Genomic DNA, 24,225 nt, shown 5'->3' with positions numbered 1-24,225 from the left:
ATTTTGGGATCCGCGGAGAGGGTGTAAGCTCGGATGAAAGTGTTGTTCCTGTCTTGGGCATATCCGAAGGAGAGCTCGCCTTATTTGGGCATATGGGCGCATCAGCAGGCGTTGGCGCTGCGGAACGGCGGGGTCGACGTCGAGGTCGTCAATTCCGTCCCGTTCATTCCGCGGGCGGCCGGTTTCCTTTCCGGCAAAATCAAGAAGTATTCCGAAATCCCGAGCGTGGAGAAGCTGGACGGCGTGACCGTGTACCACCCGAAATTCATTCGCGTCAGCCCCAACTCCGCGCTGGACGAGTTCCTGTTCCGCCTGATGGGCATCCAGACGAAGCTGCTCGCCCGGCGGCTGCGCCGGCAAATCGACGTCGGGCGGTACCAGGTGCTGCATGCCCACAACATCTTCCCGGACGGAGCCATCGCGTATCGACTGCATCGGAAGTACGGCATTCCCTATGTGCTGACCCTCCACGATGTGGACCGTTTCCACAGTTACCCGAAGGAGGGACCCCATCGCGAGCTGGGCTCCGCGATTCTTTCGCATGCGTCCAAGGTGCTGGCCGTCAGCAACCGGGTGAAGAGCAACATTCGGGAACACGTGCCGAACGGCAGGTCCGTTGAGCTGCTGTACAACACCTTCTGGACGCAGGACCATCTCTCGGACACCGGGTCCGGCAAGCGCAAGCGGATCGTCACGCTCGCCTCGCTCATCAAGCGCAAAGGCGTACATGAGCTGCTTCGGGCGTTTCGCGAGGTGCTCGGCCGCTACCCGGATTATGAGCTCATGATGATCGGGCAGGGAAGCGAACTGGGCCCGCTGAAGAAAGCGGCGGAGGAGCTGGGCGTCGCAGGGAGCGTGACCTTCACGGGAGCGATGCCGCATGCCGACGCGATGAAAGAGCTCGCCCGCTCGTCGATATTTTGCCTCGCCAGCTGGGACGAGGCGTTCGGCGTCGCCTACGCCGAAGCGATGTCCTACGGGCTGCCGGTGATCGGCTGCCGGGGAGAAGGAATCGCCGACGTCGTTACCGACGGGGTCGACGGGCTGCTGGTAGAGCCGCGGAACGCGGAGGAACTGGCGCGCGCGCTGTTCCGCTTGATCGAGCACCCCGAGGAGGCGGAGCGGATCGGGAGCAATGGCCGCGAGCGGATCCGCGAGCTGAGACCGGAGGCGTTCGGCCGGAAGCTGGCCGGAATTTACGAAGAAATTCTATTAACCGTATAGCGTAAAGGTCTATGGGAATTCCGAACCTATCAAGTGCGGAGTTTCTATTTTTTTTTTGCCTGATAGGGTGATAACGGGAGCCGATTCTCGCAGTCCTTCATACGATGGAGCATTACGTCACATGGAGGTGCAAGAAATGGCAATCAGCGGTCAAGATTTAATGAATGCTTACAAGGACCAATACGGCGTCATCAACGTCAAGCAATACGGCGCGAAAGGCGACGGGGTCCAGGACGACACGGCGGCGTTCATCGCGGCGAAGAAGGAAGTCATGCGGCTGGTGACCAACTTCAGCTCCGAAAACGGCCAAAGAAGGGGGAACGCGGTTCTCTACATTCCCCCGGGTACGTACCTGATCAAATCCGGCAAGGCGCTCATGGACGACACCATGACTTCCTCTGCCATGGGATATTCCGTGCAAGGCGCGGGCCGGATGATTACGAGAATCGTATTCGACCCGAACCCCGCGGGACAATACCTGTTCTACAACCGGGACGGATGGAACCAAATCCACGTTTCCGATATCGAGTTTCAATCCCGCAACGGCGCGAACAATCTCTTCTACTCATACTCCTCGGGCAGAAGCCACGGCATGGAGTTCGAGCGGATCCACGTCGGCGGCCAATGGAATTACGGCTTCCATCTGGAAGGCACGAACACGGACAGCGAGATTCTCTGGTACAAATGCGGCTTCTCCGGCGAATGGAACAAAGTGTTCTACATTCCCGCGACCGCGTCTGACCAGATGGTGAACTACGATTTCATCTCGTGCCAATTCGAAGTGGCCAAAGGCGATTTCATCGACGTCCAGAAGGGCGGCAGCATCAACGTCATCGGAGGGAGCCTGCTCTATTATCCCGGCACGACGGTCGGCGGGACGATGTTCAAGCTCGGCGTCGGCGGCGGGGACCATAACTCCGGGGCCATGCGGTTCCTGTGCATGGGCGCGCGCGTCGAACTGGCCAAATCGGTTTGCCGCATGCTGCAAAGCGAGTGGAAAGCCGGCATCATCACGTTCCAGAACGTCGACAACTCCGTACAGGCGTACCAAGCGGACAAAAACTGGGTGAACGTCAGCATCAACTCACAGGGAGACGCTTTCCCCAACGTCGTTTTCGATAACTGCGTTCTGCAAGGCCGCCATGAATACCGGTATTCGGGCGGCGGGGCCCAGCGTCTTGAGACCATTGCTTACCGCAGCTGCTCCATCGCGCAGCACAATACGCCGGACGCTTTCATCAGCCTCGTCAACACTTCCGGGACGGCACCGGCCGCGGTCCCGCAAATCAGCTTCCGAAACTGCAGCGGAACCGGCAGCACGACGATGTACAAAAACCTGTTCGACACCGAATTGAACTGGTCGAACACGACTTCAGGCAGAGCCGAGAAGAAGGTCCTCTCCATCAACACGGCCGGCAATACGCTGCCCTATAACCGGGCTGCGACCGAAGACGTCTACCTTCCTCTGGGTGCGGTCATCACGAAAGTCACGGTATTCATGGCCCCCAATACGACGTCGTCCACGGCTTCAGGCTGGAGCTATACGGTCAGAACGAGCGAGGCGACCCCGACCGTGCTTGCGACGGCGACGCCGTCCAACGGCGCTCCACGGAATGGCTTCAATACGCAGAAGGACGTTTTCTTCATCTGCGACACGGAAGAGAAGCGCCATATCGTGCTCGCGGCATCCTCCGCGGTTACCGAAGCCCGCAAAGGCTACTGCCTGATCGAATATATCGGCTAATGAAGCGAAGAAGCCCGGCGAATCCCCTTGACACGATACGAAATGTAGCGTAAATTCAAAAGAGATTGCGTTACAGAATGTATCAATAGCTAGGGGCTGGGTTATGAATTCGAAAGCGATCGTATCAGGCGCGGTAATTCTGTTCGTCGGCAATTTGCTCAGCAGTTTTCTGGGATTGTTCAGGGAGGTACTGCTCGCGGCGCAATACGGGGCGGACGTCGACATGGACTCCTACTTGTTCGCCAACGCGGTACCTTCCATTTTGCTGGCTTTCGTCACTTCCGTCTTCCTAACCGGTTTTATCCCGCTGTTCATTAAAGCGAGGGTGCACCAAAGCGCGGAAGAAGCTTCGCTCATGTTCAGCAATACGGTCAACTGGTTTATCGTCATCATTTTGGGGATCATCGGCATCTGCTACGCGTTCAGCAGCGGTCTGTCCGCCATCTTCGCGGATAACCCTGCCGTTCACGAGAAGGTGGAGCATCTGCTGTGGATTCTGCTGCCGGGCATGCTCTTTTTCGGATTGTCCTACGCGCAGTCGACGGTGCTCAACAGCCTGAACCATTTTACGCTGCCTGCTTTGCTGTCCGTCCTGAACAACATCGTGGTCATCGTGTTCATGGTGCTGTTCCATCAGTCCATGGGCATCTATTCGGTGGCGGTCGGTTACGTACTCGGCAACGTCCTGCAGGTGGTCGTCCAAATTCCCGTCGTCCGCAAGAAAGGGGTCCGGTACCGTTTTTACATCCGGATCAAAGACGAGTATTTGCGGAAGCTGCTCACGATGTCGCTCCCGATCATCACGCTCGTGCTCATCGACCAGACCATGGTGTTCGCTTCCCGTTATTTCTCCGCCTATCTGGACGCGGGCAGCGCGTCGGCGATCAATTACGCCAACCGCATCCTCATGCTGCCGGTTACCTTGTTCGGAACGGCCATGGTTAGCGCCACTTATCCTTCCGCCGTTCAGATGTGGACGGAGAACAAGCGCAAGGAATACAACACGATCGTTTCCACGGGCATCAAAAGCTTGCTGCTCATCCTCATCCCGATTTTCTTCTTCTGCATGCTGTTCGCGACGAACATCGTCCAAGCGCTGCTCGAGAGAGGGGCGTTCGACGAGAAGGCGACGCGCATGACCTCGACGGTCTTCCTCGTCCTCTCGGCCGCCATCGTCATCATGCCGGTCCGGGACTTCTTCAACAAACTGTTTTTCAGCCGGGGGCAGTTCAAGACTCCGATTACGTATTCCTTGATCTACACGGCCGGCTTCGTCACGAGCTGTTTCATCCTCGTTCCGCTTATCGGATACATAGGCATTGCGGTCTCCACGATCGGTTCGCTGACTGTCTCGTTCGCGTATCTCGTCCTCACTTACAAGAGGCTGAACAAAGGGGAGACCATCGGCATCGCGTTCTCTTACTTCATGAAAATCGTGCTTTCCGCGGGGGTATCGTCGGGTCTGGCGTACGGCCTCTATTGGGAGGTGCTCAGGGATCTCGTTCCCGGCAAGCTGGGCGATCTGATCGTGACGGTGCTCGCGATCGGCGCCGGATTCGCGCTCTATTTCGTTCTCGTAAAAATGCTGAAGGTCGAAGAGGTCAACTTCGTCTGGAACAAGCTGTCGGCCAAGTTCCAGCCGGGCAGAAGAAGGGCGGCCGCGGAAGGTTAAGTCCGGGCGCGAGGGGAATCGGAGATGCTCAGAGTCTATCTGTTAACCTGCTTCCTGATCGTGAACGCGGTGTTGTGCTACGGCAACACGTCCGCATGGGACAACGCCTATTTGCTGCCTTCGTTCCTCGCGAATCTGGTCGCGTTGGTCATCGGGTTCCACTTCGCTCTGAAGCGGAAGGAACTGAACCTGGACACCATCATCTGGGTGTTCGTCTACATGTTCTTCTTCCTCGCCCCGGTCATCCAACTGGGGAACGGAGCCTTCTTCCCGAATACGATGCCGATTGCGGCCGCCGACGTGGTGGAGGCCAACTTCATTCTGCTGATCTGGAATTTCGTCTACCTGCTGTTCCGGATCGGGAAGAGGTCGGAGCCGGTCGAGCCTGCTTCGAGCTTGCCGGAGGCAGCGAACGCGAGTCCCCTGCCATTCATGACCGATCGCATCCGGCAAATCTATTTCGCTTCGGCGTTCCTCGTTTTCGGATTGACGTTCGCTTTGTTCAAGTTCCAGTATTTTTTCGGCTACGCGGACTACTCCTCCAAAGGGCTGGATAAATCCATTCTGCTTATTTGGAACATCACGACGCAGGGGGTCGTCGTCGCGAATTGGATTTTCATGTTCGACAGACGCAGACGAAAGCCGAGCCTGGCGGCTTCGAGTCAGCTTTGGTTGTCTACGGCCATGCTGCTGTACATGACGAGCCCGTTCAATACGACCCGGTTTTATTTGGGCTTCATCATCATTCTGATCGTCTACCTGTTCTACGAGCACCGGATGACCCCGGGCAAATTCGTCTGGGTCATCCTGTCCGGGCTGTTTTTCATTTTTCCGCTGCTGAATTACTTCCGGTACGGCTTCAAAGGCATCGAGGTGCCGTCCCCCTACCATCTCATGTTCGATCAGCTCACGGAGCTCCATTTCGACGCGTTCTCGAATTTGATCGCCACGTTCCATTATTGCGCGGAACACGGCTACGCTTTCGGCTACCGGCTGCTCGGCGTTTTCCTTTTCTTCGTCCCCCGGAGCATCTGGACCGGCAAACCGCTCAGCTCCGGCGAAGCGATCGGCGATTATATCTCCGCGTTGTACTCGCTGAACTTCAATAACCTGTCGAATCCGCTGCCGAGCGAGTTTTTCATGAACTTCGGCTGGGTCGGCGTCGCCGTGGGAGCGGCGTTGTGCGCTGCGATCGTCAACAAACTCGAGAAAGGGATTCACAAGAACCGCTACGTGCACGCGCTGATCGCCGGGTTCCTGTTCATCATTTTCCGGGGTGACCTGATGAACGCATTCGCCTACTGTTTCGGAACCTACGTGATCATGGTCAAAATGCCGGCCGTCATTTCCCGTTTGCAGGGGCCGGCACGGGACCGCGGAAAGGAGGGACCGCCGTGGAAGATGAATCCCCGAAAAAGAGAATGGGGCGCAGACAGTTTCTGACCGGCGTCGCGGCGGCAGGGCTCGCGCTTCTTACCGGCGGGCTTCTGAGAGGGAAGCTGATGCCGGTGGAATCGGCGTCCGCTTCGGCAACGCCGACGGCGCAGCCGGACAAGCCCATGGCGGTCAATATCCGGGATTTCGGCGCAGATCCCACGGGCAAAAAGGACAGCAGCGAAGCGTTCACCCGCGCGCTCAAGTTCATCGAGGATTCCGTCTCGGCCAATCCCGCCGCGGCTGCGGTCGGGGACCCGAACCGCAGGGGAAGGGTCAACCTGTATTTGCCGGAGGGCAGCTATCTGGTCACGAAACCGGAAGCGCTTATGCGGAAATCTTACACCACCCGGACGGTCGGCCTGACCATTCAGGGAGCCGGCCGGGGCGTCACGCAGATCGTTTACCGCAATTCGTCGGCCGGCAAATACATGCTTTACAACGACGACGCTTGGATGTTCCTCACGATAGCGGACATCGAGTTCGTGTCGCAGAACGCCGCGAACAATTTCATGTACTCGTACTCGGAAGGCGGCGCCCAGAACTACACGTTCGAAAGGTGTTTGTGGACGGGGTCCTGGAACGAGATTTTCCGGCTCGAGGGCAGCAACACGAACAGCGAAATGACCTGGTACCATTGCGGGTTTTCGGGCGCGATCAAGCGGGCGGTGTACGTGCCGGCGGCGAAGGGCTCGGACCAGTTCCTCAACTACAACTTTTTCGCTTGCCAATTCGAGGTGTCGCAGGGCGACTATCTCATTTTCGAGAAGGGCGGCAACATCAACGTTTGGGGCGGCAGCCTGATCCATCGGGACGACGAGAAGGGCGGCACGTTCTTCAAATTGATGAACGGCAGTCACGCCAACGGCGTTCAGCGTTTCCTGTGCATCGGGGCGAGATTCGAGCATCGGAACGAGAGCAGCCAGTTGATCGACTGCGGTTGGAACGACGGAACGGTGTCTTTCATCAGCTGCGACATGTCCTCCCAGGCGTTTCGCTTGGATCCCGCCGTCCATGCCGTGTTCCGTTCGGCTAATCAGAAAATGCCGAATATCAAATTCCAGGAATGCTCGCTGATGGGAAAACACGAATTCCGTTACAGCAAAGGCTCCTGGCAAGCTCCCCATAACGTCGTTTACGAAAACTGCGAATTCCCGCAGGGTCTGGCCGCGAAGGATTTCCTGGTTTACACGGCGGAGGACGGCCCCACGGGAGGCAATGCGGGAGGCCAGCCGGTCGTGGCGTTCCGGAATTGCCGGAGCATCGGGGCTACGGAGGAAACGGCCTTCTTCGACTCCGATCAAGGTTACCAACGGAGCAACCGGGCCCAGCTGACCAAGAAGCTGATCAGCATCAAGGACGCTTCGGGGGCGCTCCCGGCCAGGGGAGGGCAAGAAGTATTCCGGCTTCCCTTGGGAGCGGTTATCTTGAACGTCAAATTCCTGTGCACCGCCGGCGCCTTCGACGGATCCGGGCCCGCCGATTATTGGCTCGAAACGTCGGAGTCGGTGCCGTCCCGGATCGCTGCCGTACAGGCCGCATCCGCGGCGCAGGGATTCCGGAAGGACGAAGACGTCTTTTTCGAATGCGGCACTTCTGCCCGGTGCAGGCTCAAGCTTCGCGCCGGACCGGGCGTAGAGCCCAACCGTGCGGCTTATTGTTTGGTGGAATACATCGGCTGAGGAGGAGCGGATTTATGAGTCGGTTACTGGGATACGATCTGTCGAGCGACGGTCACCATCACCTTTACAACTTGACGGTCATGCAGCATTTGCGGAAGCAAAATCAATATGAACGGATCGGCTACTATACGCTGAACGCGGGAGATGAGCTGGTGTCGGAATTGAACGCCGCCGGCGTCAAGGTCCGCAACCTGCCCCCGTTCCGCAAGACGGGAAGGCTGGGCATATGGCAAAGGACGTTGTGCCTGCTCGGCATGTTCATCTACGCGAGACGGCACGGCTACGACAAGGTGCATCTTTTCCACTTGGACAGCGCGATCCTCTCTCTGCTGCTCGTGCTTCCGTTCACGATGGGGATTCGGGTAACCGGAACGCTGCACTGGTATCCGACGAACCGGTTGAAACGGTGGCTGATGATGCTGCTCATTAAGCTGAGGACCGTCGACAAGGTCGCGGTCCATGGGAATTTCACCCACGCGCGCATCCTCCGGGACGGCTGCGACGAACGCAAAGTGGCCAACATTCACATCCCCTATTTCAAACGAGCTTCGGAAGGCGCTGAAGGGGGAGGGCAGGAGATTCGCGAGGCGTTGTCCGGACGCAAACGGCCTCTGCTGCTCGCGTTCGGCGGAATGCGTTACGACAAGGGCATCGATATTCTGATGGAGGCGCTCGGTTACTTGCGCGATCTCGATTTCACCTTGATCGTCGCGGGGTCGGAGGACCGCTTCACGGAAGCGGATTTGGACCGCTGGGCAATGGAATACGGTCTCTCCGACCGTCTGCACAAGGACATCCGCTACATCCCGGAGTCGGTCAAAAGCCAGTATCTCGAACTCTGCGATGCCGTTATCCTGCCTTACCGCAGCATGTTTTCGGGCATCAGCGGCCCATTGACGGAAGGCGCGGCCCACGGCAAATTCGTGCTCGGACCGAATCACGGGGAAATCGGCTACACCATCGAAACGTATCAGCTTGGCGACACGTTCGAGGCGGAGAACCGGGCCGATCTGACGGATAAGCTGCGGAAGCTGCTTAACCGTCTGCATCGCGGAGGGACCGCGACTGCTGCAGCGAATACGAAAACGACGAGCCTGTTCGCCCGGTTCATTCGTGACGAGAAGCTGTTCGGAGAGAATTACCGGAAATTTTTGGCGTGATGAGAGTGTGCGAAGCCCTGCGGAGGGTAGTCCGGCAGGGCTTTTTTATTTGGTCATTCGGTGAGGGCGATGCCGGCGGCTTGATTCCTGCCTCGCTTGATGGGTAATGATGGTATAATGGTCATCTGACAAGCTACGGCGAAAAGAGGAGTATCGCATGTATTGGCTCATCGGAGTTTTGGTCATCTTCGTGTTCCAGGCCGCGACCATTCTCGTGCTGGAATATCGGAGGCCCGCCAACGCGATGGCTTGGCTTTTTATCTTGTTTTTGTTCCCGATCGTGGGTTTCGTGCTGTACTATTTTCTGGCTCGGGAATACCAGCGCCGCCGGCGCGTTAGAAAGCGCGGGGGAATCGACGAGCAGAGGCGGGCGGAAATCATCGCGAAAAGCCACCTGATCGCCCAGCCCGAAGAGATGCCGAGCCCTGAGTTCGCCCATCAGGAGCGGTTGTTCAAGCTGCTGCGCAAAGCGGGAGCGGCTCCGATCACGGGCTGCAACAAATCGCGGGTGCTGACGAACGCGGAGAACGCTTATAAGGCGATGTTGGAAGCGATCCGGACCGCGACGCACCACATCCATTTTTCCTCGTACATCATCCGGGACGACGAGACGGGCCGAAAATTCCGTGAAGAATTGATCCGCAAAGCGGAAGCGGGCGTCCAGGTGCGGGTACTGTACGACGGGATCGGCAGCATTACTTTGAACAAAAAGTACTTCGTTCCGCTGGTGGAGTCGGGAGCCGAATGCGCCGTTTTTTTTCCCCTTCGCCCGGCGTTCATGAAAAAACGGATGAACTACCGTAACCACCGCAAAATTCTCGTCGTCGACGGGACGCTCGGATTCGTGGGCGGCATCAATCTCGGGGACGAATATTTGGGCAAACATCCGAGGCTCGGATTCTGGCGGGACACGCATTTGGCGCTGGAAGGCGACGCGGTGTACGGGCTGCAGGAGGTATTCCTGAAGGATTGGGAAACGGCGACCCGGCACAATCCGAAGGATCCGGCGTATTTCCCCGTCCATCAGTGCACGGGGAAAGAAGCGGTGCAGATCGTGGCCGGCGGCCCGAACCGGCGGGACGACGCGATCCACGAGACGCTGTTCGCCGCGCTGTCGGTGGCGAAGAAGCGCATTTGGATCACGACCCCGTACTTCATCCCGGACGCGAGCATCGCGATGGCGCTCAAAATCGCGGCGATGAGCGGAGTGGACGTCCGGCTGATCGTGCCGCTCGTGCCGGACACGTACCTCGTGCACGCCGCGACGCTGTCGTACGTGGACGAGATGATGAGCTACGGCGTACGGTTCTGGCAGTACAGCCGGGGGTTCATCCACGCGAAAGTGGTCATCGTCGATGATCTGATGGGCTCGGTCGGGACGGCCAACATGGATTTGCGCAGCTTTTTCAGCAATTTCGAAACGAACGCGCTGCTGTTCGATGCCGAACGCATCGCGGAGCTGGAGCGGGACTTCTTGCAGGATCTGAACGACAGCCGCGAGATCGAGCTTTCCTCGTTCCGCAAACGCCCGCGAAAGGTCAAGGCGAAGCAGGCGCTCGCGAGGATGCTCTCTCCGCTGTTGTGATTCGGTTAAAAAGAAGCAGCCTTAAACCCGGTATGCACCGCGGACAGGCTGCTTCTTTTATGCGCCTATAGAGTGGAAATGCTCTTGAGTACGCGGCCGAGCGGCTGGGGCTTCATTTGAGAGATCAGTTCGCCGCGCTCTTTGAGTCTCTGTTCGATATTGAGCAGGTTAAAGTCAGTTGGGGCCGGGTTGCGGGCGACTTCGTCCCACGTTAAGGGCGTGGAGACGGGAGCGCCGGGCCGAGCACGGGGCGTGTAAGGAGCGGCTAACGTCCGGCCGGGATGGAATTGCAAGTAGTCCAGGTAAATGAGCGTTCCCCGATCCTTTTTGAACCGTTCCACCGTGAACAGTTTCGGGTTCCGGACGGTCAGGTACTCGGAAACGAATTTGCCGAAAGCCCTCAGCTCGTCGAAGGTAGGGCCGCGCTCGATCGGCATCACGACCTGGACGCCGGTGGCCCCGGACGTTTTCGCTACGGCGTCGAGACCGAGCGAATGAAGAAGCTCGCCGACGAGGGACGCTGCTTCCATAATACGGGGCTCCTCATCCAGCGAAGGGTCGATGTCGAGAATCCACCGGTCGGGAAGCGGATCCCCGATGATTTCGCAGGAGACGTGGAGCTCGAGACTGTACAGACTGCCCAGCCAAACCAGTGTTTCCATCGAATCCAGCACCACGTAATGGATGTTGCCGTCCTGGGCGATCTTGACGAACGGAGGCGTGGGTTTGGGGGCGTTCTTTTGGTAAAATGACGTCCCCGCGATGCCTTCCGGATAGCGGATCGTCGTCAGGTAGCGGCCCGTCGAATGGGGCAGCAGATAAGGGCCGAGTTTCGCTAGCAATTGAATATAGTCCAATTTGGTGATGTTCATATCCGGCCATATCATTTTATCCGGGTGCGTGACGTTAAGCTCGTAGTCCCCGAGCTTCAGGATCGTCTTCGTCGCGGGCATGGCGGCGCCTCCTCGGCAATGGGCTTTTTCCCATTTTACCCATTCATAGAAGGCCCATCCCATCGGAGGCCGAAATAACGTACCAGCGTTCGGCTATTTCGCCGAAATCCCGCCCGCCTCACTTGATCCGGCCAATCGAGAGACTGCAGCGGTAGTTCCCATACTTCAGCAGCTCGTCGAGAAACGCGTTGAGCTCGTCATGCGTGCCGGCGTGCACCCTCAGCCAGTAGCAGCCTTCTCCGCTTACGCGCACCGTTTCGGCGACACGATCGTCTTCCGCGACGAAACGCTGGAAGGACGCATGCGAGGAAGCCGGATGCATGAATACGGTCACGAGGGCATGCACCGGTTTGCCCAAACGCTCGGGCCGATAGCGGATCGTGTATCCTTCCACGATGCCGCTCTCCTCCAGCTTGCGGATTCGAGCACCTACTGCTTGGCCCGTGAGATGGACGAGCTGCCCGATCTCCTTATGGGAGCGCGTGGCGTCCTCCACCAAGCAGTCCAGAATGCGCCGATCCAGTTCATCCAATAGCGGTTCCGTCATCTGTGCGAAATTCCTTTCACGATGAAAATCGGCGAGGCCGATCGCTTTCACCAGACCGTTCCGGACCGGAACGGTTTTTTCTATCATTGTAGCAAGACGCGCGAAACGCGAATAGAGGAGGAATCCCAAAATGAAACTTCAACTCATCCGGCATGCCACGCTGGCGATCGAATACGGGGGCTTGCGGATCGTCGTCGATCCGATGCTGTCGGAACCGGAAGCGAACCCGCCGATCGCCAATACGCCGAACGCCCGGCACAACCCGCTCGTCCCGATGCCGGTTCAGGCCGAATCGCTCGCGAACGCCGACCTGCTTATCGTCACCCACCTGCACCAAGACCATTGGGACGCCGCCGCGGCCACATTTTTCGACAAGAACCTGCCGCTCCTGTGCCAACCGGGTGATGAGCCGACGCTGCATCAACAAGGCTTTTCGAACGCCATTCCGGTCCAAGAACACACCACGGTGGGCAGCGTGACTTTCCATCGAACCGGCGGCCGCCACGGCACGGGCGAGATCGGACTCCGAATGGGGCAAGTCTCCGGCTTCGTGTTCAAAGCAAACGGGGAGCCGACGTTGTATATCGCAGGGGACACGATCTACTGCGCCGAAGTCGAGGAAGCGCTCAGCCGTTACCGGCCGGAATGGACGGTCGTGAACGCCGGAGCCGCAAGGTTCCTTGTCGGGGATCCCATCACGATGACGGCGGACGACGTGGCCAAAGTCTCCGAGATTTCTCCCGCTACGAAAGTCGTCGCGGTACACATGGAAGCGATCAATCACTGCTTGCTGATGCGGGAAGAGTTGGAGAGCGAGATGGAGCGCAGAGGTTTAACAGGCAGGGTGGTCGTTCCGAATGACGGCGAGGTGATCCGACCATGATTACCGTAGACGCCTTCGTCGTCTCCGACGACCCGGCTTGGCTGGACCTGAGAGGAACCTACGACTATCTGCAAGCCAACATGTATTGGGCCGCTAAACTCAGCTACGAGGACTTCGTGCGTTCCCTGGCATTCTCCGCCGTTTGCCTGGGCGTTTATCAAACGGACGACGCAAACCGCCGCAAACAAGTCGGGTTCGCCAGGGTCGTGTCCGATCGCGCTACGTTCGCCTATTTGACGGACGTCTTCATCCACGAGGATTACCGAGGGCTCGGGTTATCCAAAAAGCTGATGGAAGCCGTCATGTCCCATCCGGATCTCCAAAGTTTGAGAAGATTCCTTCTCGTGACGGCAGACGCCCAGGGGCTGTACAGCCGGTACGGGTTTCGGGAGCTGGGGGAGGAAGGCTCTCATTGGCTGCAAATTTTCCGGGGGTAAGCCGACGATTTTCCTGCACCTTCTCGAAGAAAGCGTCATAGAGAAAGGAGAGAAGGATAACCGAAGGTGGGAACGAGACATGGACATGGCGGCCGCCGCGCCCTTGATTTCCTTCATGCTGGCGATGCTTTTGATCGTTTCGACGGGTACTGCGTGGTTCGCGGCTCTCCATCCCCGATTCATCGGGAGATTCATACAGGGGAACGAGGATTCGAATGAAACGGATGCAGGGCTGTACCTCTCGATCCGGCTGGGAGGCATGGCGCTTGGGCTGATCGGCGTTTTCCTGCTCTTCTTGGGCGACGTATTCGCCTAAACAGAAACGGCTCCCTCTCAGGGAGCCGTTTCCGTTTTGCGAGTGCGCGGGGCCCGCGGTTTCTTCGTTCGCGTACTTCCTCCTCCGGCCGCTGCGGCTGCAGGTTCCGCCGTTGCCGGCGCTGCGGCCGGCGCGGGCGTCTTGACCGCCTCTAAGCTCGCCTGCAGCGCGGCCATCAGGTCGATGACGTTCGTGCGTTCCGCGGCGGGCGCCGTGACGACGTCCGTGCCTTGGCCGGTGATTTTCCGCTGGATGGCATCGAGCAAGGCGATCCGATAATCGTCGGTGTACTTCTCCGGCTCGAACGGGGCGGACAGCTGATCGATCAGCAGCTTGGCCATGTTCAGCTCGCGCTCGTTGACGTTCGTTTGCTCCGGCAGATTGGGGACGAGCTGAAGCGCGCGGATTTCGTCCGGGTAATGCATCGTCTCCATGCAAATGCAATTCTCCACCGCACGGATGGCGGCGAGGCTGCTTTTGCTCCGAATGGCGATTTTGGCGATGCCGATCTTGCCGGACTGCCGCATCGCTTCGAGCAGCAAGCTGTAAGCGCCGGCGCCCGCCTGGTCGGGTGACAAATAGTAAGCCTTCTGAAAATAAAGCGGATCGATTTCCGTCAGGTCCACGAAGTCGAGAATTTGGATCGTCCTCGTATTTTCGGGCTTGATCGCGTCCAGCTCCTCATTTTCGAACAGCACGAATCGGCCTTTTTCATACTCGTAGCCTCTCGAAATTTCCTCCCACTCCGCTTCCTTCTGGCAATGGGGGCAGGAACGCGTGTAGGCGATGGGAGTGCCGCACGGCTTATGAATGTAGCGCAAATGCACATCCTTGTCCTCGGTGGAGGTAAACATTTTAACGGGGACGTGCACCAAGCCGAAGCTGATCGCGCCCTTCCAGACGGTATGCATGGCATCGCTCTCCTTCAATCGGACTCTCTGTCCAAGGGGAATGCCCTTAGAATGCCCAGTCGTATGGGAAACAACCGCCCGGGGCATATTGAGTTTGAGGTGAGCGCAAGTGGCGGACGAAACGCTGGAAGACGCGATTTTCGAAGGAAGAGACGAATACGACATGGACGTCGACCGCATGATCAACGAAGGGCTGGGCGGCGGCCAAGTGACGAACGACAACGGCTTGATCACCGAAACGACCACGGACGCGATGGAGGCGGACAACCCATGAATGCGGAAAGAGCGCAGCAAATTTACGATTCGAAGGACACGATCCCGGTCCATCTCGATAACGGACAGTCGGTTTGGATCGAAAAAGTGGACCAAGCGAACGGAGTGGCGACCGTGCAGGTCGGCACGAATCCGATTAATACGCAGACGGTGGCGGTGGAACGGCTTCACGAGCCGCACTGACTGCAGCCACGAAGAGGGCGGTCGCGACAAGCGGCCGCTCTTGCTTTTTGTAAGTAACCCTCTAACTGTGATAAAATCATTGCAGATTGATCATTCTTGTTAAGGAGTGAAAGAAGATGTACGATATCGCGATCATCGGAGCCGGTCCTGCCGGGGCCAGCGCCGCTTTGTTCACGGCTAAAGCGGGCAAGAAAACGCTCGTGCTGGACAGCGACCAAAGCGTCACCAAACGGGCCTGGATCGAAAACCACTACGGCGCGCCGGATATTTCCGGTCCGGACCTCGTCGCGGTCGGCAAGAAGCAAGCAGCCAAATTCGGGGCCGAATTCGTGACGGCCAAAGTTTCCAAGCTGAACGCGAAGGACGGCTCCGTCGCCATCGAGACGGAAGGCGGAGAAACCTACGAAGCGACGCATGTCATCCTCGCAACGGGCATGCTGACCGACATGGCGGAAGCCAGCGGCATCGCCACGAAGCCGGGCACCGAGCCCCGCATCAAAACGATCGTCGACGTCACGCCGGAAGGCCGAACGAATCAAGCGAATGTATGGGCGGCCGGTACGGTGGCGGGCGTCAGCATGCATACGATCGTGACGGCCGGCGACGGCGCCAAAGTCGCGATCAACGTCATCAGCGAGCTGAACGGCGAACGCTACGTCGACCACGACGTACTGAAAAGCTGAACCGCTTTTTAAAAACTCCCGAAAAAAAGCTATGCGTACCGCGATCGCGGCACGCATAGCTTTTATGGTTTGTAAACTTATTAGCCCGTGAAATGCTGGACCCATTCGCCCTGATAGTAGGCAACGCCGATATATTTGTACTTCGAGCTCATGATGATGGAACGGTGGGCTTTGCTGTTCATCCAATCCTTCATGACCTGCGCCGGGGATGTCTGGCCCATCGCGATGTTTTCGGCTGCGTAACGGTAGGTGATGCCGAGCTTCTTCATGAGCTGAAACGGCGTTCCGAGAATCGGCGAATTGTGAGAGAAGTAGCGGTTGACCTTCATGTCCTTGGCTTTCTTCAGCGCCGATGCGCTCAGCTTCGTGCTGATTTTCACCGGCTTCAGGCCGGCTTTGGCACGCTGTTGGTTGACGAGCGTCACGACTTTGGTGGAGAACGATGCGGTGGTTGTTGCCGAAAGCTTCGCGGTGTTGGCGGCAAGCAGCGAGTTAAGCTGCGCGGTGGTGAGCGTGCCGGTGCTGATATTATAAACGGATGAGCTCGACGCTGCGGATGCGGCTCCTGCCGGGATGGAGATGGAAAGCGCGAGCGCGCCGACGGCAAGCAGTTTGGCCCAACCTTTAAACCCCTTCAAAACTTTCACGAAAAAAATTCCTCCCTTTGTTTTCGCCTGTTTCATTCAGGCCTTCATTGGGTAACGAGGATCAGTCTAACAGGTTTTCATCTCCGAGTCATGCCATAAATTTTTACAATTGGGTTGTTTTGCCAACTATCTAACTTCGATATATCCTGCTTTTCGCAGTTGAGATATGATAGGAAAACAGAGGCGAAAACGCCCGAAAACGCGGGGGAAAATTGAAATTGGGGGAGCGCGGAATGAGCGGAATTAAAGTGCTGCATTACGAGGCATTTTCCCGGATTCCGGGCAAAGGCAATCCGGCAGGCATCGTCGAAGACGCGGACGGCATGCCGGATGCCGAGATGCAACGAATCGCCGCCGCGGTCGGATTCAACGAGACGACGTTCATCCAGACGAGCCGGACGGCGGACGCGCGGCTGAGGTATTTCACGCCGGGACACGAGATGGACCTGTGCGGACATGCGACCGTCGCGACGCTGTACCATTTGAAAACGAACGGGTGGTTCGCGGACAAGGACCGGATTACCGTGGAAACCCGGGTGGGCGACTTGCCGATGGAATTTCTGAGAGAGCCGGACGGCGCTTGGTCGATCCGCATGATGCAAGACCGTCCGAAGTTCGAGCCGTTCGGCGGGGACCGGGCAGCGCTGGCCCGATCGATCGGGCTCGAGGAGCGGGATCTGCATCCGGACCTCCCGATCGTCTACGGCAGCACGGGGATTTGGACGCTGCTCGTGCCGATCCGCGACAAAGAGGCTTTCACCCGAATGAAGCCGGATAACCGGCGGTTTCCCGAAATCTTGACGGAACGCCCGCGTGCTTCGGTCCATCCGTTCGGGCTCGAGACGGAAGATCCGGAAGCGTTCATGCACGCAAGGCATTTTTCATCCGCTTTTTCGGGTACCGTCGAGGATCCTGTAACCGGCACTGCCGCGGGGGTTAAGGGGGCGTATGCGCTGACCTATTTGGAGCCGGAACGGGAGTCGGCCTCCTTTCTCGTGGAGCAGGGCCTGGAGATCGGACGAGACGGACGCGTGAAGGTGGAGGTCCGTCGGCTCAAGGACGAGGGCATCGAGGTGCGGATCACGGGCAGCGCGGTGTTCGTGAAGGAGTTTACGGTGTAAGCTTGCGGGCAAGCGGTTCCGGCATCGGAGCCGCTTTTTTCTTTGTTCGGATTGCGGAAAACAAGAAGGATTTTCCATTATAAAGGCGAATATACATTCGCATTGGAGTTTTTAATAGGCCAATGAAGAGAGGAGAATCGGGATTATGGCCAGACAAATCGGAAGCTCCCTTGCCGTGCTCATGGTATCGGATTTGGCGCGTTCACAGCGCTATTACCGAGAGGTGCTGGGGTTCGACGTTACGGAGTGGTGGGCGGTGCGCGACGGTCTCACGGGACTCGCGCTGAAGCTGCAGCAGTCGCCCGCGCCGTCCGGCGTCCATCCGAATCCGCCGGAAGCGGGGCAGGATACGGGCGTCGACGTTTACGCCTATGTCGAGAATTGGATGGCGCTGGACCAGTTATACGCCGAGTTTACCGCGAATGGGGCGGAGATCGCTCGCGAGCCGGTCGTTTATGCGGAAGGCGGTCCCTGGAAGGAATTCATCGTCTCGGATCCCGACGGCTATCATCTGGCTTTCGGCGGCATCGACGGCAGCCGTACCCATTGCAGCTTTAGCCCGCACGTGGATTCCGCCATTTTGTGGGTCAGGGACTTGGACGGTGCGGTGGAGCGTTACGCCAAACTCCTCGGCCTGGCAGTGCGCAAGGAAGATCGCTACGGTCTGCTCCACCTGTTCCGCCTGGACAATGGCACGCATTTGATGCTCGATTCCCGCGGCATGGAGAGCGTCCCCGTGCCTGAGCGCGGTCCCGTCCTATTCAAGCTCAACGCCTTTGATATCGGCAAGGCGGCCGAGGAGGCAGAAGCCTGCGGATTTACGATCGTACATGGAATTGAGCGCCTGCCTGAGGTCGCGTATTTCAACATGAAAGATCCGGATGGTAACGTACTGATGGTGACGCAAGATCACCCTAAAGGAGAGCGAAAGGCATGAGCGTAGAAATCGTTGAAAGACCGACGCTGCTCGCCGCTGTCATCCAGGTCCCCCGAGACGGGGCCAAAGTTCGCGAAGCATGGAAGCAGGTAGAAGTGCTCCTGGCTGATCATCCTGCAGTGGCGGATCGAGAAAACGGGCTCGTGTTCATTCCCGAATGGCAGTGGAAGACGGGCGTGGAAACTTTGTGGGTCGGAGTGGAGATCCGAGATGCAGAGGGTTTGCCGCAAGGCCTGCAAACCGTCTCGCTCCCGGCACGGACTTATGCCCGGATACGGGTAAGGGGCGATAAGCAGCGGATGTGGGAAACGTATGAGGAGCTTTCCGCCTGGTTCCGGAGCGGTCCATACGAACGTGACACCGAGGAAGGAAGCCTCGGTTTCGAATCCAACCCGCTGCACCCGGTCAACCCATTCGATATCCCGGCGGACGAAATCAACGATTTTCATTTTGACATTTATGCGCCGATTAAACAGCCCTGAAAACCGAATACGCGGCGTATCCCTTCGGCATACTATTTGAGGTTTTGAACCGAACCCAAAAACGAAGGGATGATTCCGCTTGTACCAAAACATTTCCGGTTTGACGTCGCAATGCGATCAAATGATTCGTCAAATGATCAACCAGACGAACCAGTCCACGCATATGTATCAACAAATGGCACAAACGGAAGAGCAGAACGCCCGTGAACTGGATCGCCTCGTGCAGCGTGAACGTCAAACCGCGCAAACGATCCAAAACATGATCCACACGCATGAAATGGCCGTACAACAGCTTCAGCACTTGCAACAACTTTGCCAGCAAATTTCCCAGTCGGCCCTGAACGCTTCCTCGATTGGAATGGGCCAGTACGGCCAATCCCAGTTCGGTCAATCGCAATTCGGGCAATCCTCTTACGTCCCTTCGTCGTTTAGCCAATCCCAATCCGGTCTGTCCGGCTCGATCGGCCAATCCGGCATTTCCGGCTCGATCGGCCAGTCCGGTTCTTTCGGCGGTTCTTCCGGTATGTCGGGATCTTCCCAAGCCATCCATTCCCCTACTTCCGGCATCACGAGCTCGATCGCTCATTCCGCCCTTTCGGGAAGCTCGAGCTCCCTTGGACAATCCGGCTCGATCGGCCAGTCCGGTTCTTTCGGAAGCCAAGCTTCTTCCGGCTTCGCTTCCCCGATGACTTCCTCCATCGTCGGCGGCTCCTACCGCTCGTTCCAATAAGCGGAGTTCACCGCAAGAAACCCGCTGCGCGTCCGCGCAGCGGGTTTTGCATGTTCGGACGTACCCCGATATAATTAAGGACAAACTCTTGGCAAAGGGGAACCTACCGTGCCCTCACCGGACGAATTCGCGCTGATCCGAAGTTGGACAGCAGGCCGCCAATCCGCGGAACGGCTGGCGCTCGCGGGCGTGAAAACGGGCATCGGCGACGACGCCGCGGTGGTGTCCCCCGAGCAGGGACACGACCTGCTTCTCGCCATGGATACGATGGTCGAAGAAATCCACTTTCTCCCCGAAACGATGGAGGATGCGGATATCGGATACAAAGCGCTTGCCGCCAATGTCAGCGATATCGCGGCCATGGGCGGCAAGCCGTTGCACGCGCTCATTTCCGTAAGCGTTCCCTCTGCCTGGGGGCCGGAGCGCATGGCCTCCCTCTATGACGGATTCTACGAGTGTGCGGATCAGTACGGAATCGCGGTGGTCGGAGGAGATACGACCGTTTCCCGCCGGCATCTGGTCGTCGCGGTCACGTTGACCGGCGCCGTTCCTTCAGGCAGGGCCGTTACCCGGAGCGGCGCGTCCCCGGACGAAATCGTGTTCGTCACCGGTCCCGTCGGCTTGTCGGCGGGCGGGTTGTACGGCATGCTTCCGCCCGGCGAAGGAGGCCGGGTTCCTCCCTTTCCTCCGGAACGGCTGGTCAGGGCGCACCGAAAGCCCGTTCCGTCCGTGTCGGCGGGCCGGATCCTGGCGGACGAAGGTTGGGCGACTTCGCTGAACGACGTCAGCGACGGGCTGGCGAGCGAAGCCTGGGAAATTGCCGAATCCTCAGGCGTAACCCTTGTGCTTCACGAAAACCGGCTGCCGTTGTCCGGCGAATTGGCCGCTTACGCCTCGGCTTGCCGGATGGATCCTCTCGAATGGATGCTCTACGGAGGAGAGGATTACGTGCTGCTCGGAACCGCCGAACGTCGGAACGCGGAGGCCATTCAAACGCGGTTCCGCGCCGAAGGCCTGCCTTTTTTCGTCATCGGGGAAACGGAGAGCGGTTCTCCCGGCGTTTATTTGGACTCGCAGGATCCCGGGCGGGCGCGCAAGCCGATCGCCAAACGGGGCTATAATCATTTTACGAAGGGATAGTCGGCAAAATGGAGCAGTCGAGGAACGGCCAATCGGTCTGGTACGTGAAGGAGGCCGAGTCTGAGTCCGATACCGCGGCATTCGCCGCCGCCCTGGCACGGAAAGCCGAGGCAGGCACCGTGCTTGCGCTGGATGGAGACCTCGGAGCGGGCAAAACCCGTTTCTCCCAAGCGTTCGCCGCCTCGCTCGGCGTTCCGGGCATCGTCAACAGCCCTACGTTTACGATCATTAAAGAATACGAAGGCGGCAGACTGCCCTTTTACCATATGGATGTTTACCGGCTTTCCATGGCTGAGGCCGACGAGCTGGGGTTGGACGAATATTTCTTAGGCGACGGCGTCTGCCTCGTGGAGTGGGCTTCGTTGATCGAGCCGCTGCTGCCTCCCGACCGGCTTCATCTCGTATTGGTACATACAGGACCGACGTCCCGCCGCATCCGCTGCCTTCCGGTGGGGGACAAGTACGAGGCTTGGTGCAGGGAATTGAGGCTCGCCCCGGAGGAGGAAATACGATGACGACCGCACCATCCGCGGGAACGCCGCCGGGTAAGCCGGTCACGGTTCTCGCGTTCGATACATCAACGGCTTCGCTCGCGGCCGCGGTCGTGAGGGACGGCGTCGTGCTGGATACCGTGCAATCCTTCGCGGAGCGCAACCATTCCGTCCTGATCGTTCCGGAGATCAAGCGCCTGCTGGCCGACAACGGTTTAACGGCGGATGGGCTGGACGCGATCGCAGTCGGGCAGGGGCCGGGATCTTACACGGGCGTCCGGATCGCCGTCTCCGTCGGCAAAACGCTCGCTTGGGCTTGGAACAAGCCGCTGCTCGGCATCTCCAGCCTGGAGGCGCTTGCTTTCGGCGCTTGGGGTTCGGATTCCGCGGGCCGTTCGGGCCTTGGGGCCGGACAGGTATGGGTCGTGCCAGCCATGGATGCCCGGCGGGGCCAGGTTTATACGGCTTGTTTCGCTGCGGACGGCGCCGGCGGCTGGGAACGGCGGGATGCAGACGGCATCCGCATGGCTGGCGATTGGGCGGACAAGCTGCGGCAGGAGGCCGCGGACGACGGTCGGGTAGTGGAAATCCTGTTCGTCGGAGAGACCGAACCGCACGCGGAGAAGTTCCAAGCGGAACCGGACGGCGGCGTGCCGGTCCGGACGCTGTCGTATGCCATGGAAGCCGGGGCGCTCGGGAAGCTCGCGGTTGCGCGTTTCCGGCTGGGAGAGCGCGAAAGCGTCCATGCGTTCGTTCCGAATTACACGCAGATGACGGAAGCGGAAGTCAAGTTGGCCGCGGCCCGGAGGGATTGACATGGAGGAGCGGGAGAACCGGACGGAAAGCGAAGAACTCGTATTTCGGGGCATGACCTTGGACGACGTCGGGACGATCGTGCAAATCGAACGCGAATCGTTTACCGCGCCATGGTCGGAAGAAGCTTTCCGCACGGAATTGACGCAAAATCACTTTGCCCGCTATATGGTGCTGGAACGAGACGGTGCGATTTTGGGTTACGGCGGCATGTGGCTGATCGTGGACGAGGCGCATGTCACGAATATCGCGATCCGCGAGCCTTATCGGGGACAAGGATTAGGCGAACTGCTGCTGCGCGAGTTGATGCGGACGGCCTCGTGGCTGGGCGCCAAGCGCATGACGCTCGAGGTTCGCGTATCCAACAATACCGCGCAGTCCTTGTATCGGAAGTTAGGATTTTACCCGTCCGGGCTGCGCCCGCGCTATTATTCGGACAATCAGGAAGACGCGCTCATCATGTGGGCCGAGCTCGAGCCGGACGCCAAGGACGCGGATTCGGAAACGGCCGGCGCGGCGGAGTTATCCGAAGAGTAGAACGGGATCGAATACTGAAGATTGGGGCTGCTTGCGAAAATGTTCTCCGAATCGTCCGATTATTATCTCCTCGCGATCGAAACCAGCTGTGACGAAACCTCGGTCGCGGTGGTGCGAAACGGGCGGGAAGTGCTTTCGAATCTCGTTTCCAGCCAAATCGACACGCATCGGCAATTCGGCGGCGTCGTGCCGGAGATCGCTTCCCGGAAGCACGTGGAGAGCATCACGGCGATCGCGGAGGAGGCGCTTCGAAATGCCGACGTCGGCTTGGAACGCATCGATGCCGTAGCCGTCACGCAGGGGCCCGGTCTTGTCGGGGCTCTTCTCGTCGGCGTGGTGGCGGCTAAGACGCTCGCTTTCGCGCTCGACGTTCCGCTGATCGGCACGCACCATATCGCCGGACATATCTACGCCAACCGGCTCATCGGCGAAATTCTTTACCCGGCGATGGCGCTCGTCGTTTCCGGCGGCCATACCGAACTGGTATTGCTGGAAAGCGAGGGCAGCTTCCGAATAATTGGGCGGACGCGGGATGATGCGATCGGCGAAGCGTACGACAAAGTCGCCCGGGCGTTGAAATTCCCTTATCCCGGGGGTCCGCATGTGGACCGGCTCGCTCAGGAAGCCGAAGCCGAAATCGAGCTGCCGCGTTCCTGGCTCGAGCCGGACTCCTACGACTTCAGCTTCAGCGGGCTCAAATCCGCGGTTCTCGCCGAGATCAACCGCGCGAACATGAAGGGCGAAGAGCTCAACGCAGCGGCACTGGCCAAGGGGTTCCAAGCTTCGGCGGTCGAAGTCGTCACCGGCAAAGCGATGCGGGCGGCGGCCGAATTCGGCGTGCGCCAAATGCTGCTTTGCGGCGGCGTAGCCGCAAACCGCGGATTGCGGGAGCGGCTGTCGCGGCTGTGCGAAGAGGCGGGGCTGCCTTTGCTGATTCCGCCGTTATCGCTCTGCACGGACAACGCCGCCATGATCGCCGCCGCAGCGGATTTGAAGTGGCGCCGGGGGGAGTTCACTTCGCTGGACATGAAAGCGGACCCCCAAATGCCGCTGGAAGACTGGTCTGTAAAAAAATCCGCGTCCGTAGGTGAAGACTGAATTGACAGAACATTTTCCGGTGAATATAATAAAGACCAATCCCGTATGGGAACATAAGGAATTCAAACGCGAAGATCAGGAACAGTAGGGTAACGCCCGGACCACAGAGAGCTGCGGGTTGGTGCAACGCAGCGGAAGGGAACCCCGAAGCTCGCCTGGGAGCGGATCGGCGGAAGGCCTCACGGCCTCGTACGCCGGAACGGCTGACCCCCGTGATCGGGTATCGAGTGGACGCTTCGGCGTCAATGAGAGTGGTACCGCGGATGGCCGACAGGCCCGCCGTCTCTTGCAGAAGAGACGTGCGGGCTTTTTTGATTTTCCGGTCCCGCCGCCAGTCATAAAACACATCCACAACGCGATGAACGGAAGCAGTAGGAAAGGCCTTGGAAAATGGAACTCTCACAGGGGTTCCAAGCAGAGAGCTGCGGGTCGGTGCGACGCAGCCGAAAAGGCATCCGAACTCGTCCGGGAGCGGAACGGAAAAAACGGCAGCAGCAGGCGCAAGCCGCGTTGTCCGAAGTAATCCGTTACGGCCGGCCCCC

26 protein-coding genes and 1 other annotated feature are annotated in these 24,225 nt (G+C 58.7%); of the genes, 22 read left to right on the top strand and 4 right to left on the bottom strand.

The annotated features are described in order from the left end of the window. Window positions 1–33 precede the first annotated feature (33 nt). The 7 genes from EAV92_RS15225 to cls all read left to right on the top strand — a co-directional run bounded on the left by EAV92_RS15225 (window position 34) and on the right by cls (window position 10,501). Entirely contained in the window at window positions 34–1,224 is a 1,191-nt protein-coding gene (locus EAV92_RS15225; protein ID WP_123041893.1) for a glycosyltransferase, read from the top strand. Between the two features lie 136 nt (window positions 1,225–1,360). Continuing rightward, the gene (locus tag EAV92_RS15220; protein WP_164472796.1) at window positions 1,361–2,968 is read left to right on the top strand and encodes a glycosyl hydrolase family 28-related protein; all 1,608 of its coding nucleotides are present in this window, start codon (window positions 1,361–1,363) and stop codon (window positions 2,966–2,968) included. A 103-nt stretch (window positions 2,969–3,071) separates the two neighbouring features. Next, on the top strand, window positions 3,072–4,640 hold the full coding sequence (gene murJ / locus EAV92_RS15215) for a murein biosynthesis integral membrane protein MurJ (RefSeq protein ID WP_123041891.1): 1,569 nt from the start codon (window positions 3,072–3,074) through the stop codon (window positions 4,638–4,640). A 24-nt stretch (window positions 4,641–4,664) separates the two neighbouring features. After that, window positions 4,665–6,083: a hypothetical protein gene (locus EAV92_RS15210; RefSeq protein ID WP_123041890.1), complete on the top strand. Its 1,419-nt coding sequence runs from the start codon at window positions 4,665–4,667 to the stop codon at window positions 6,081–6,083. After that, window positions 6,035–7,756 (top strand): glycosyl hydrolase family 28-related protein, encoded by a 1,722-nt coding sequence (locus tag EAV92_RS15205; RefSeq protein ID WP_164472795.1) that lies wholly within the window; start codon window positions 6,035–6,037, stop codon window positions 7,754–7,756. Before EAV92_RS15210 ends, EAV92_RS15205 begins: the two co-directional genes overlap by 49 nt. Window positions 7,757–7,770: 14 nt before the next feature. Next, a complete protein-coding gene (locus tag EAV92_RS15200; protein WP_164472794.1) occupies window positions 7,771–8,916 on the top strand; it encodes a glycosyltransferase in 1,146 nt (381 codons plus the stop codon). Between the two features lie 157 nt (window positions 8,917–9,073). Next, the gene (cls, locus tag EAV92_RS15195; RefSeq protein ID WP_123041887.1) at window positions 9,074–10,501 is read left to right on the top strand and encodes a cardiolipin synthase; all 1,428 of its coding nucleotides are present in this window, start codon (window positions 9,074–9,076) and stop codon (window positions 10,499–10,501) included. Between the two features lie 65 nt (window positions 10,502–10,566). On the opposite strand, the gene ligD is transcribed toward cls, so the two are convergent. Both ligD and EAV92_RS15185 read right to left on the bottom strand, forming a co-directional pair. Continuing rightward, window positions 10,567–11,454 carry a non-homologous end-joining DNA ligase gene (gene ligD, locus EAV92_RS15190; protein ID WP_123041886.1) on the bottom strand — a complete coding sequence of 296 codons (888 nt, stop codon included), beginning with the start codon at window positions 11,452–11,454 and terminating at the stop codon, window positions 10,567–10,569. Between the two features lie 118 nt (window positions 11,455–11,572). Continuing rightward, window positions 11,573–12,001 (bottom strand): Lrp/AsnC family transcriptional regulator, encoded by a 429-nt coding sequence (locus tag EAV92_RS15185; RefSeq protein ID WP_123043752.1) that lies wholly within the window; start codon window positions 11,999–12,001, stop codon window positions 11,573–11,575. A gap of 130 nt (window positions 12,002–12,131) precedes the next feature. Here EAV92_RS15185 and EAV92_RS15180 point away from each other — a divergent pair, with 130 nt between their 5' ends. The 3 genes from EAV92_RS15180 (at window position 12,132) to EAV92_RS15170 (ending at window position 13,637) form a co-directional block, all read left to right on the top strand. Continuing rightward, window positions 12,132–12,884 (top strand): MBL fold metallo-hydrolase, encoded by a 753-nt coding sequence (locus EAV92_RS15180; RefSeq protein WP_123041885.1) that lies wholly within the window; start codon window positions 12,132–12,134, stop codon window positions 12,882–12,884. Then, window positions 12,881–13,321 carry a GNAT family N-acetyltransferase gene (locus EAV92_RS15175; protein WP_123041884.1) on the top strand — a complete coding sequence of 147 codons (441 nt, stop codon included), beginning with the start codon at window positions 12,881–12,883 and terminating at the stop codon, window positions 13,319–13,321. Before EAV92_RS15180 ends, EAV92_RS15175 begins: the two co-directional genes overlap by 4 nt. A gap of 79 nt (window positions 13,322–13,400) precedes the next feature. Next, window positions 13,401–13,637, top strand: a complete 237-nt coding sequence (locus tag EAV92_RS15170; RefSeq protein WP_123041883.1) for a hypothetical protein — start codon at window positions 13,401–13,403, stop codon at window positions 13,635–13,637. Window positions 13,638–13,654: 17 nt separating this feature from the next. Here EAV92_RS15170 and ku read toward each other — a convergent pair whose 3' ends face one another. After that, a complete protein-coding gene (gene ku, locus EAV92_RS15165) occupies window positions 13,655–14,548 on the bottom strand; it encodes a non-homologous end joining protein Ku (RefSeq protein ID WP_123041882.1) in 894 nt (297 codons plus the stop codon). A gap of 109 nt (window positions 14,549–14,657) precedes the next feature. On the opposite strand from ku, the gene EAV92_RS24575 reads away from it, so the two are divergent. The 3 genes from EAV92_RS24575 to EAV92_RS15155 all read left to right on the top strand — a co-directional run bounded on the left by EAV92_RS24575 (window position 14,658) and on the right by EAV92_RS15155 (window position 15,687). Continuing rightward, the gene (locus tag EAV92_RS24575) at window positions 14,658–14,822 is read left to right on the top strand and encodes a hypothetical protein (protein WP_164472793.1); all 165 of its coding nucleotides are present in this window, start codon (window positions 14,658–14,660) and stop codon (window positions 14,820–14,822) included. Further along, window positions 14,819–15,004 (top strand): H-type small acid-soluble spore protein, encoded by a 186-nt coding sequence (locus tag EAV92_RS15160; protein WP_123041881.1) that lies wholly within the window; start codon window positions 14,819–14,821, stop codon window positions 15,002–15,004. Before EAV92_RS24575 ends, EAV92_RS15160 begins: the two co-directional genes overlap by 4 nt. Before the next feature lie 116 nt (window positions 15,005–15,120). Further along, window positions 15,121–15,687, top strand: coding sequence for an FAD-dependent oxidoreductase (locus EAV92_RS15155; protein WP_123041880.1), 567 nt, complete (start codon window positions 15,121–15,123; stop codon window positions 15,685–15,687). Between the two features lie 80 nt (window positions 15,688–15,767). Here the strand turns inward: EAV92_RS15155 and EAV92_RS15150 are convergent, their stop codons facing one another. Continuing rightward, a complete protein-coding gene (locus EAV92_RS15150) occupies window positions 15,768–16,334 on the bottom strand; it encodes a CAP domain-containing protein (protein ID WP_164472792.1) in 567 nt (188 codons plus the stop codon). A 233-nt stretch (window positions 16,335–16,567) separates the two neighbouring features. On the opposite strand from EAV92_RS15150, the gene EAV92_RS15145 reads away from it, so the two are divergent. The 9 genes from EAV92_RS15145 (at window position 16,568) to tsaD (ending at window position 23,683) form a co-directional block, all read left to right on the top strand. Continuing rightward, window positions 16,568–17,455, top strand: coding sequence for a PhzF family phenazine biosynthesis protein (locus EAV92_RS15145; RefSeq protein WP_123041878.1), 888 nt, complete (start codon window positions 16,568–16,570; stop codon window positions 17,453–17,455). Window positions 17,456–17,600: 145 nt separating this feature from the next. After that, a complete protein-coding gene (locus EAV92_RS15140) occupies window positions 17,601–18,392 on the top strand; it encodes a VOC family protein (RefSeq protein ID WP_123041877.1) in 792 nt (263 codons plus the stop codon). Continuing rightward, window positions 18,389–18,874, top strand: a complete 486-nt coding sequence (locus EAV92_RS15135; RefSeq protein WP_123041876.1) for a GyrI-like domain-containing protein — start codon at window positions 18,389–18,391, stop codon at window positions 18,872–18,874. Before EAV92_RS15140 ends, EAV92_RS15135 begins: the two co-directional genes overlap by 4 nt. Window positions 18,875–18,953: 79 nt before the next feature. Continuing rightward, window positions 18,954–19,604, top strand: coding sequence for a hypothetical protein (locus EAV92_RS15130; RefSeq protein ID WP_123041875.1), 651 nt, complete (start codon window positions 18,954–18,956; stop codon window positions 19,602–19,604). Window positions 19,605–19,712: 108 nt separating this feature from the next. Next, the gene (thiL, locus tag EAV92_RS15125; protein ID WP_123041874.1) at window positions 19,713–20,744 is read left to right on the top strand and encodes a thiamine-phosphate kinase; all 1,032 of its coding nucleotides are present in this window, start codon (window positions 19,713–19,715) and stop codon (window positions 20,742–20,744) included. Between the two features lie 8 nt (window positions 20,745–20,752). After that, window positions 20,753–21,259 carry a tRNA (adenosine(37)-N6)-threonylcarbamoyltransferase complex ATPase subunit type 1 TsaE gene (gene tsaE / locus EAV92_RS15120; protein WP_123041873.1) on the top strand — a complete coding sequence of 169 codons (507 nt, stop codon included), beginning with the start codon at window positions 20,753–20,755 and terminating at the stop codon, window positions 21,257–21,259. After that, on the top strand, window positions 21,256–22,050 hold the full coding sequence (gene tsaB, locus EAV92_RS15115; protein WP_123041872.1) for a tRNA (adenosine(37)-N6)-threonylcarbamoyltransferase complex dimerization subunit type 1 TsaB: 795 nt from the start codon (window positions 21,256–21,258) through the stop codon (window positions 22,048–22,050). Before tsaE ends, tsaB begins: the two co-directional genes overlap by 4 nt. A gap of 1 nt (window position 22,051) precedes the next feature. Further along, window positions 22,052–22,585: a ribosomal protein S18-alanine N-acetyltransferase gene (rimI, locus tag EAV92_RS15110; protein ID WP_123041871.1), complete on the top strand. Its 534-nt coding sequence runs from the start codon at window positions 22,052–22,054 to the stop codon at window positions 22,583–22,585. A gap of 39 nt (window positions 22,586–22,624) precedes the next feature. Further along, window positions 22,625–23,683, top strand: a complete 1,059-nt coding sequence (gene tsaD / locus EAV92_RS15105) for a tRNA (adenosine(37)-N6)-threonylcarbamoyltransferase complex transferase subunit TsaD (protein ID WP_123043751.1) — start codon at window positions 22,625–22,627, stop codon at window positions 23,681–23,683. A gap of 62 nt (window positions 23,684–23,745) precedes the next feature. Continuing rightward, window positions 23,746–23,973, top strand: a binding site (T-box leader). Window positions 23,974–24,225: the final 252 nt, after the last annotated feature.

The organism is Cohnella candidum, from assembly GCF_003713065.1.
Classification (GTDB): Bacteria; Bacillota; Bacilli; order Paenibacillales; family Paenibacillaceae; genus Cohnella; species Cohnella candidum.
This window is presented reverse-complemented; position numbering and strand designations above follow the sequence as displayed.

Excerpts from the sequence above, each read along its gene's own strand:
- EAV92_RS15225 (WP_123041893.1), top strand. The coding sequence starts at position 34 with ATGAAAGTGTTGTTCCTGTCTTGGGCATATCCGAAGGAGAGCTCGCCT.
- EAV92_RS15220 (WP_164472796.1), top strand. The coding sequence starts at position 1,361 with ATGGCAATCAGCGGTCAAGATTTAATGAATGCTTACAAGGACCAATAC.
- murJ (WP_123041891.1), top strand. The coding sequence starts at position 3,072 with ATGAATTCGAAAGCGATCGTATCAGGCGCGGTAATTCTGTTCGTCGGC.
- EAV92_RS15210 (WP_123041890.1), top strand. The coding sequence starts at position 4,665 with ATGCTCAGAGTCTATCTGTTAACCTGCTTCCTGATCGTGAACGCGGTG.
- EAV92_RS15200 (WP_164472794.1), top strand. The coding sequence starts at position 7,771 with ATGAGTCGGTTACTGGGATACGATCTGTCGAGCGACGGTCACCATCAC.
- cls (WP_123041887.1), top strand. The coding sequence starts at position 9,074 with ATGTATTGGCTCATCGGAGTTTTGGTCATCTTCGTGTTCCAGGCCGCG.
- ligD (WP_123041886.1), bottom strand. The coding sequence starts at position 11,454 with ATGCCCGCGACGAAGACGATCCTGAAGCTCGGGGACTACGAGCTTAAC.
- EAV92_RS15185 (WP_123043752.1), bottom strand. The coding sequence starts at position 12,001 with ATGACGGAACCGCTATTGGATGAACTGGATCGGCGCATTCTGGACTGC.
- EAV92_RS15180 (WP_123041885.1), top strand. The coding sequence starts at position 12,132 with ATGAAACTTCAACTCATCCGGCATGCCACGCTGGCGATCGAATACGGG.
- EAV92_RS15175 (WP_123041884.1), top strand. The coding sequence starts at position 12,881 with ATGATTACCGTAGACGCCTTCGTCGTCTCCGACGACCCGGCTTGGCTG.
- EAV92_RS15170 (WP_123041883.1), top strand. The coding sequence starts at position 13,401 with ATGGACATGGCGGCCGCCGCGCCCTTGATTTCCTTCATGCTGGCGATG.
- ku (WP_123041882.1), bottom strand. The coding sequence starts at position 14,548 with ATGCATACCGTCTGGAAGGGCGCGATCAGCTTCGGCTTGGTGCACGTC.
- EAV92_RS15160 (WP_123041881.1), top strand. The coding sequence starts at position 14,819 with ATGAATGCGGAAAGAGCGCAGCAAATTTACGATTCGAAGGACACGATC.
- EAV92_RS15155 (WP_123041880.1), top strand. The coding sequence starts at position 15,121 with ATGTACGATATCGCGATCATCGGAGCCGGTCCTGCCGGGGCCAGCGCC.
- EAV92_RS15145 (WP_123041878.1), top strand. The coding sequence starts at position 16,568 with ATGAGCGGAATTAAAGTGCTGCATTACGAGGCATTTTCCCGGATTCCG.
- EAV92_RS15140 (WP_123041877.1), top strand. The coding sequence starts at position 17,601 with ATGGCCAGACAAATCGGAAGCTCCCTTGCCGTGCTCATGGTATCGGAT.
- EAV92_RS15135 (WP_123041876.1), top strand. The coding sequence starts at position 18,389 with ATGAGCGTAGAAATCGTTGAAAGACCGACGCTGCTCGCCGCTGTCATC.
- tsaE (WP_123041873.1), top strand. The coding sequence starts at position 20,753 with ATGGAGCAGTCGAGGAACGGCCAATCGGTCTGGTACGTGAAGGAGGCC.
- tsaB (WP_123041872.1), top strand. The coding sequence starts at position 21,256 with ATGACGACCGCACCATCCGCGGGAACGCCGCCGGGTAAGCCGGTCACG.
- rimI (WP_123041871.1), top strand. The coding sequence starts at position 22,052 with ATGGAGGAGCGGGAGAACCGGACGGAAAGCGAAGAACTCGTATTTCGG.
- tsaD (WP_123043751.1), top strand. The coding sequence starts at position 22,625 with ATGTTCTCCGAATCGTCCGATTATTATCTCCTCGCGATCGAAACCAGC.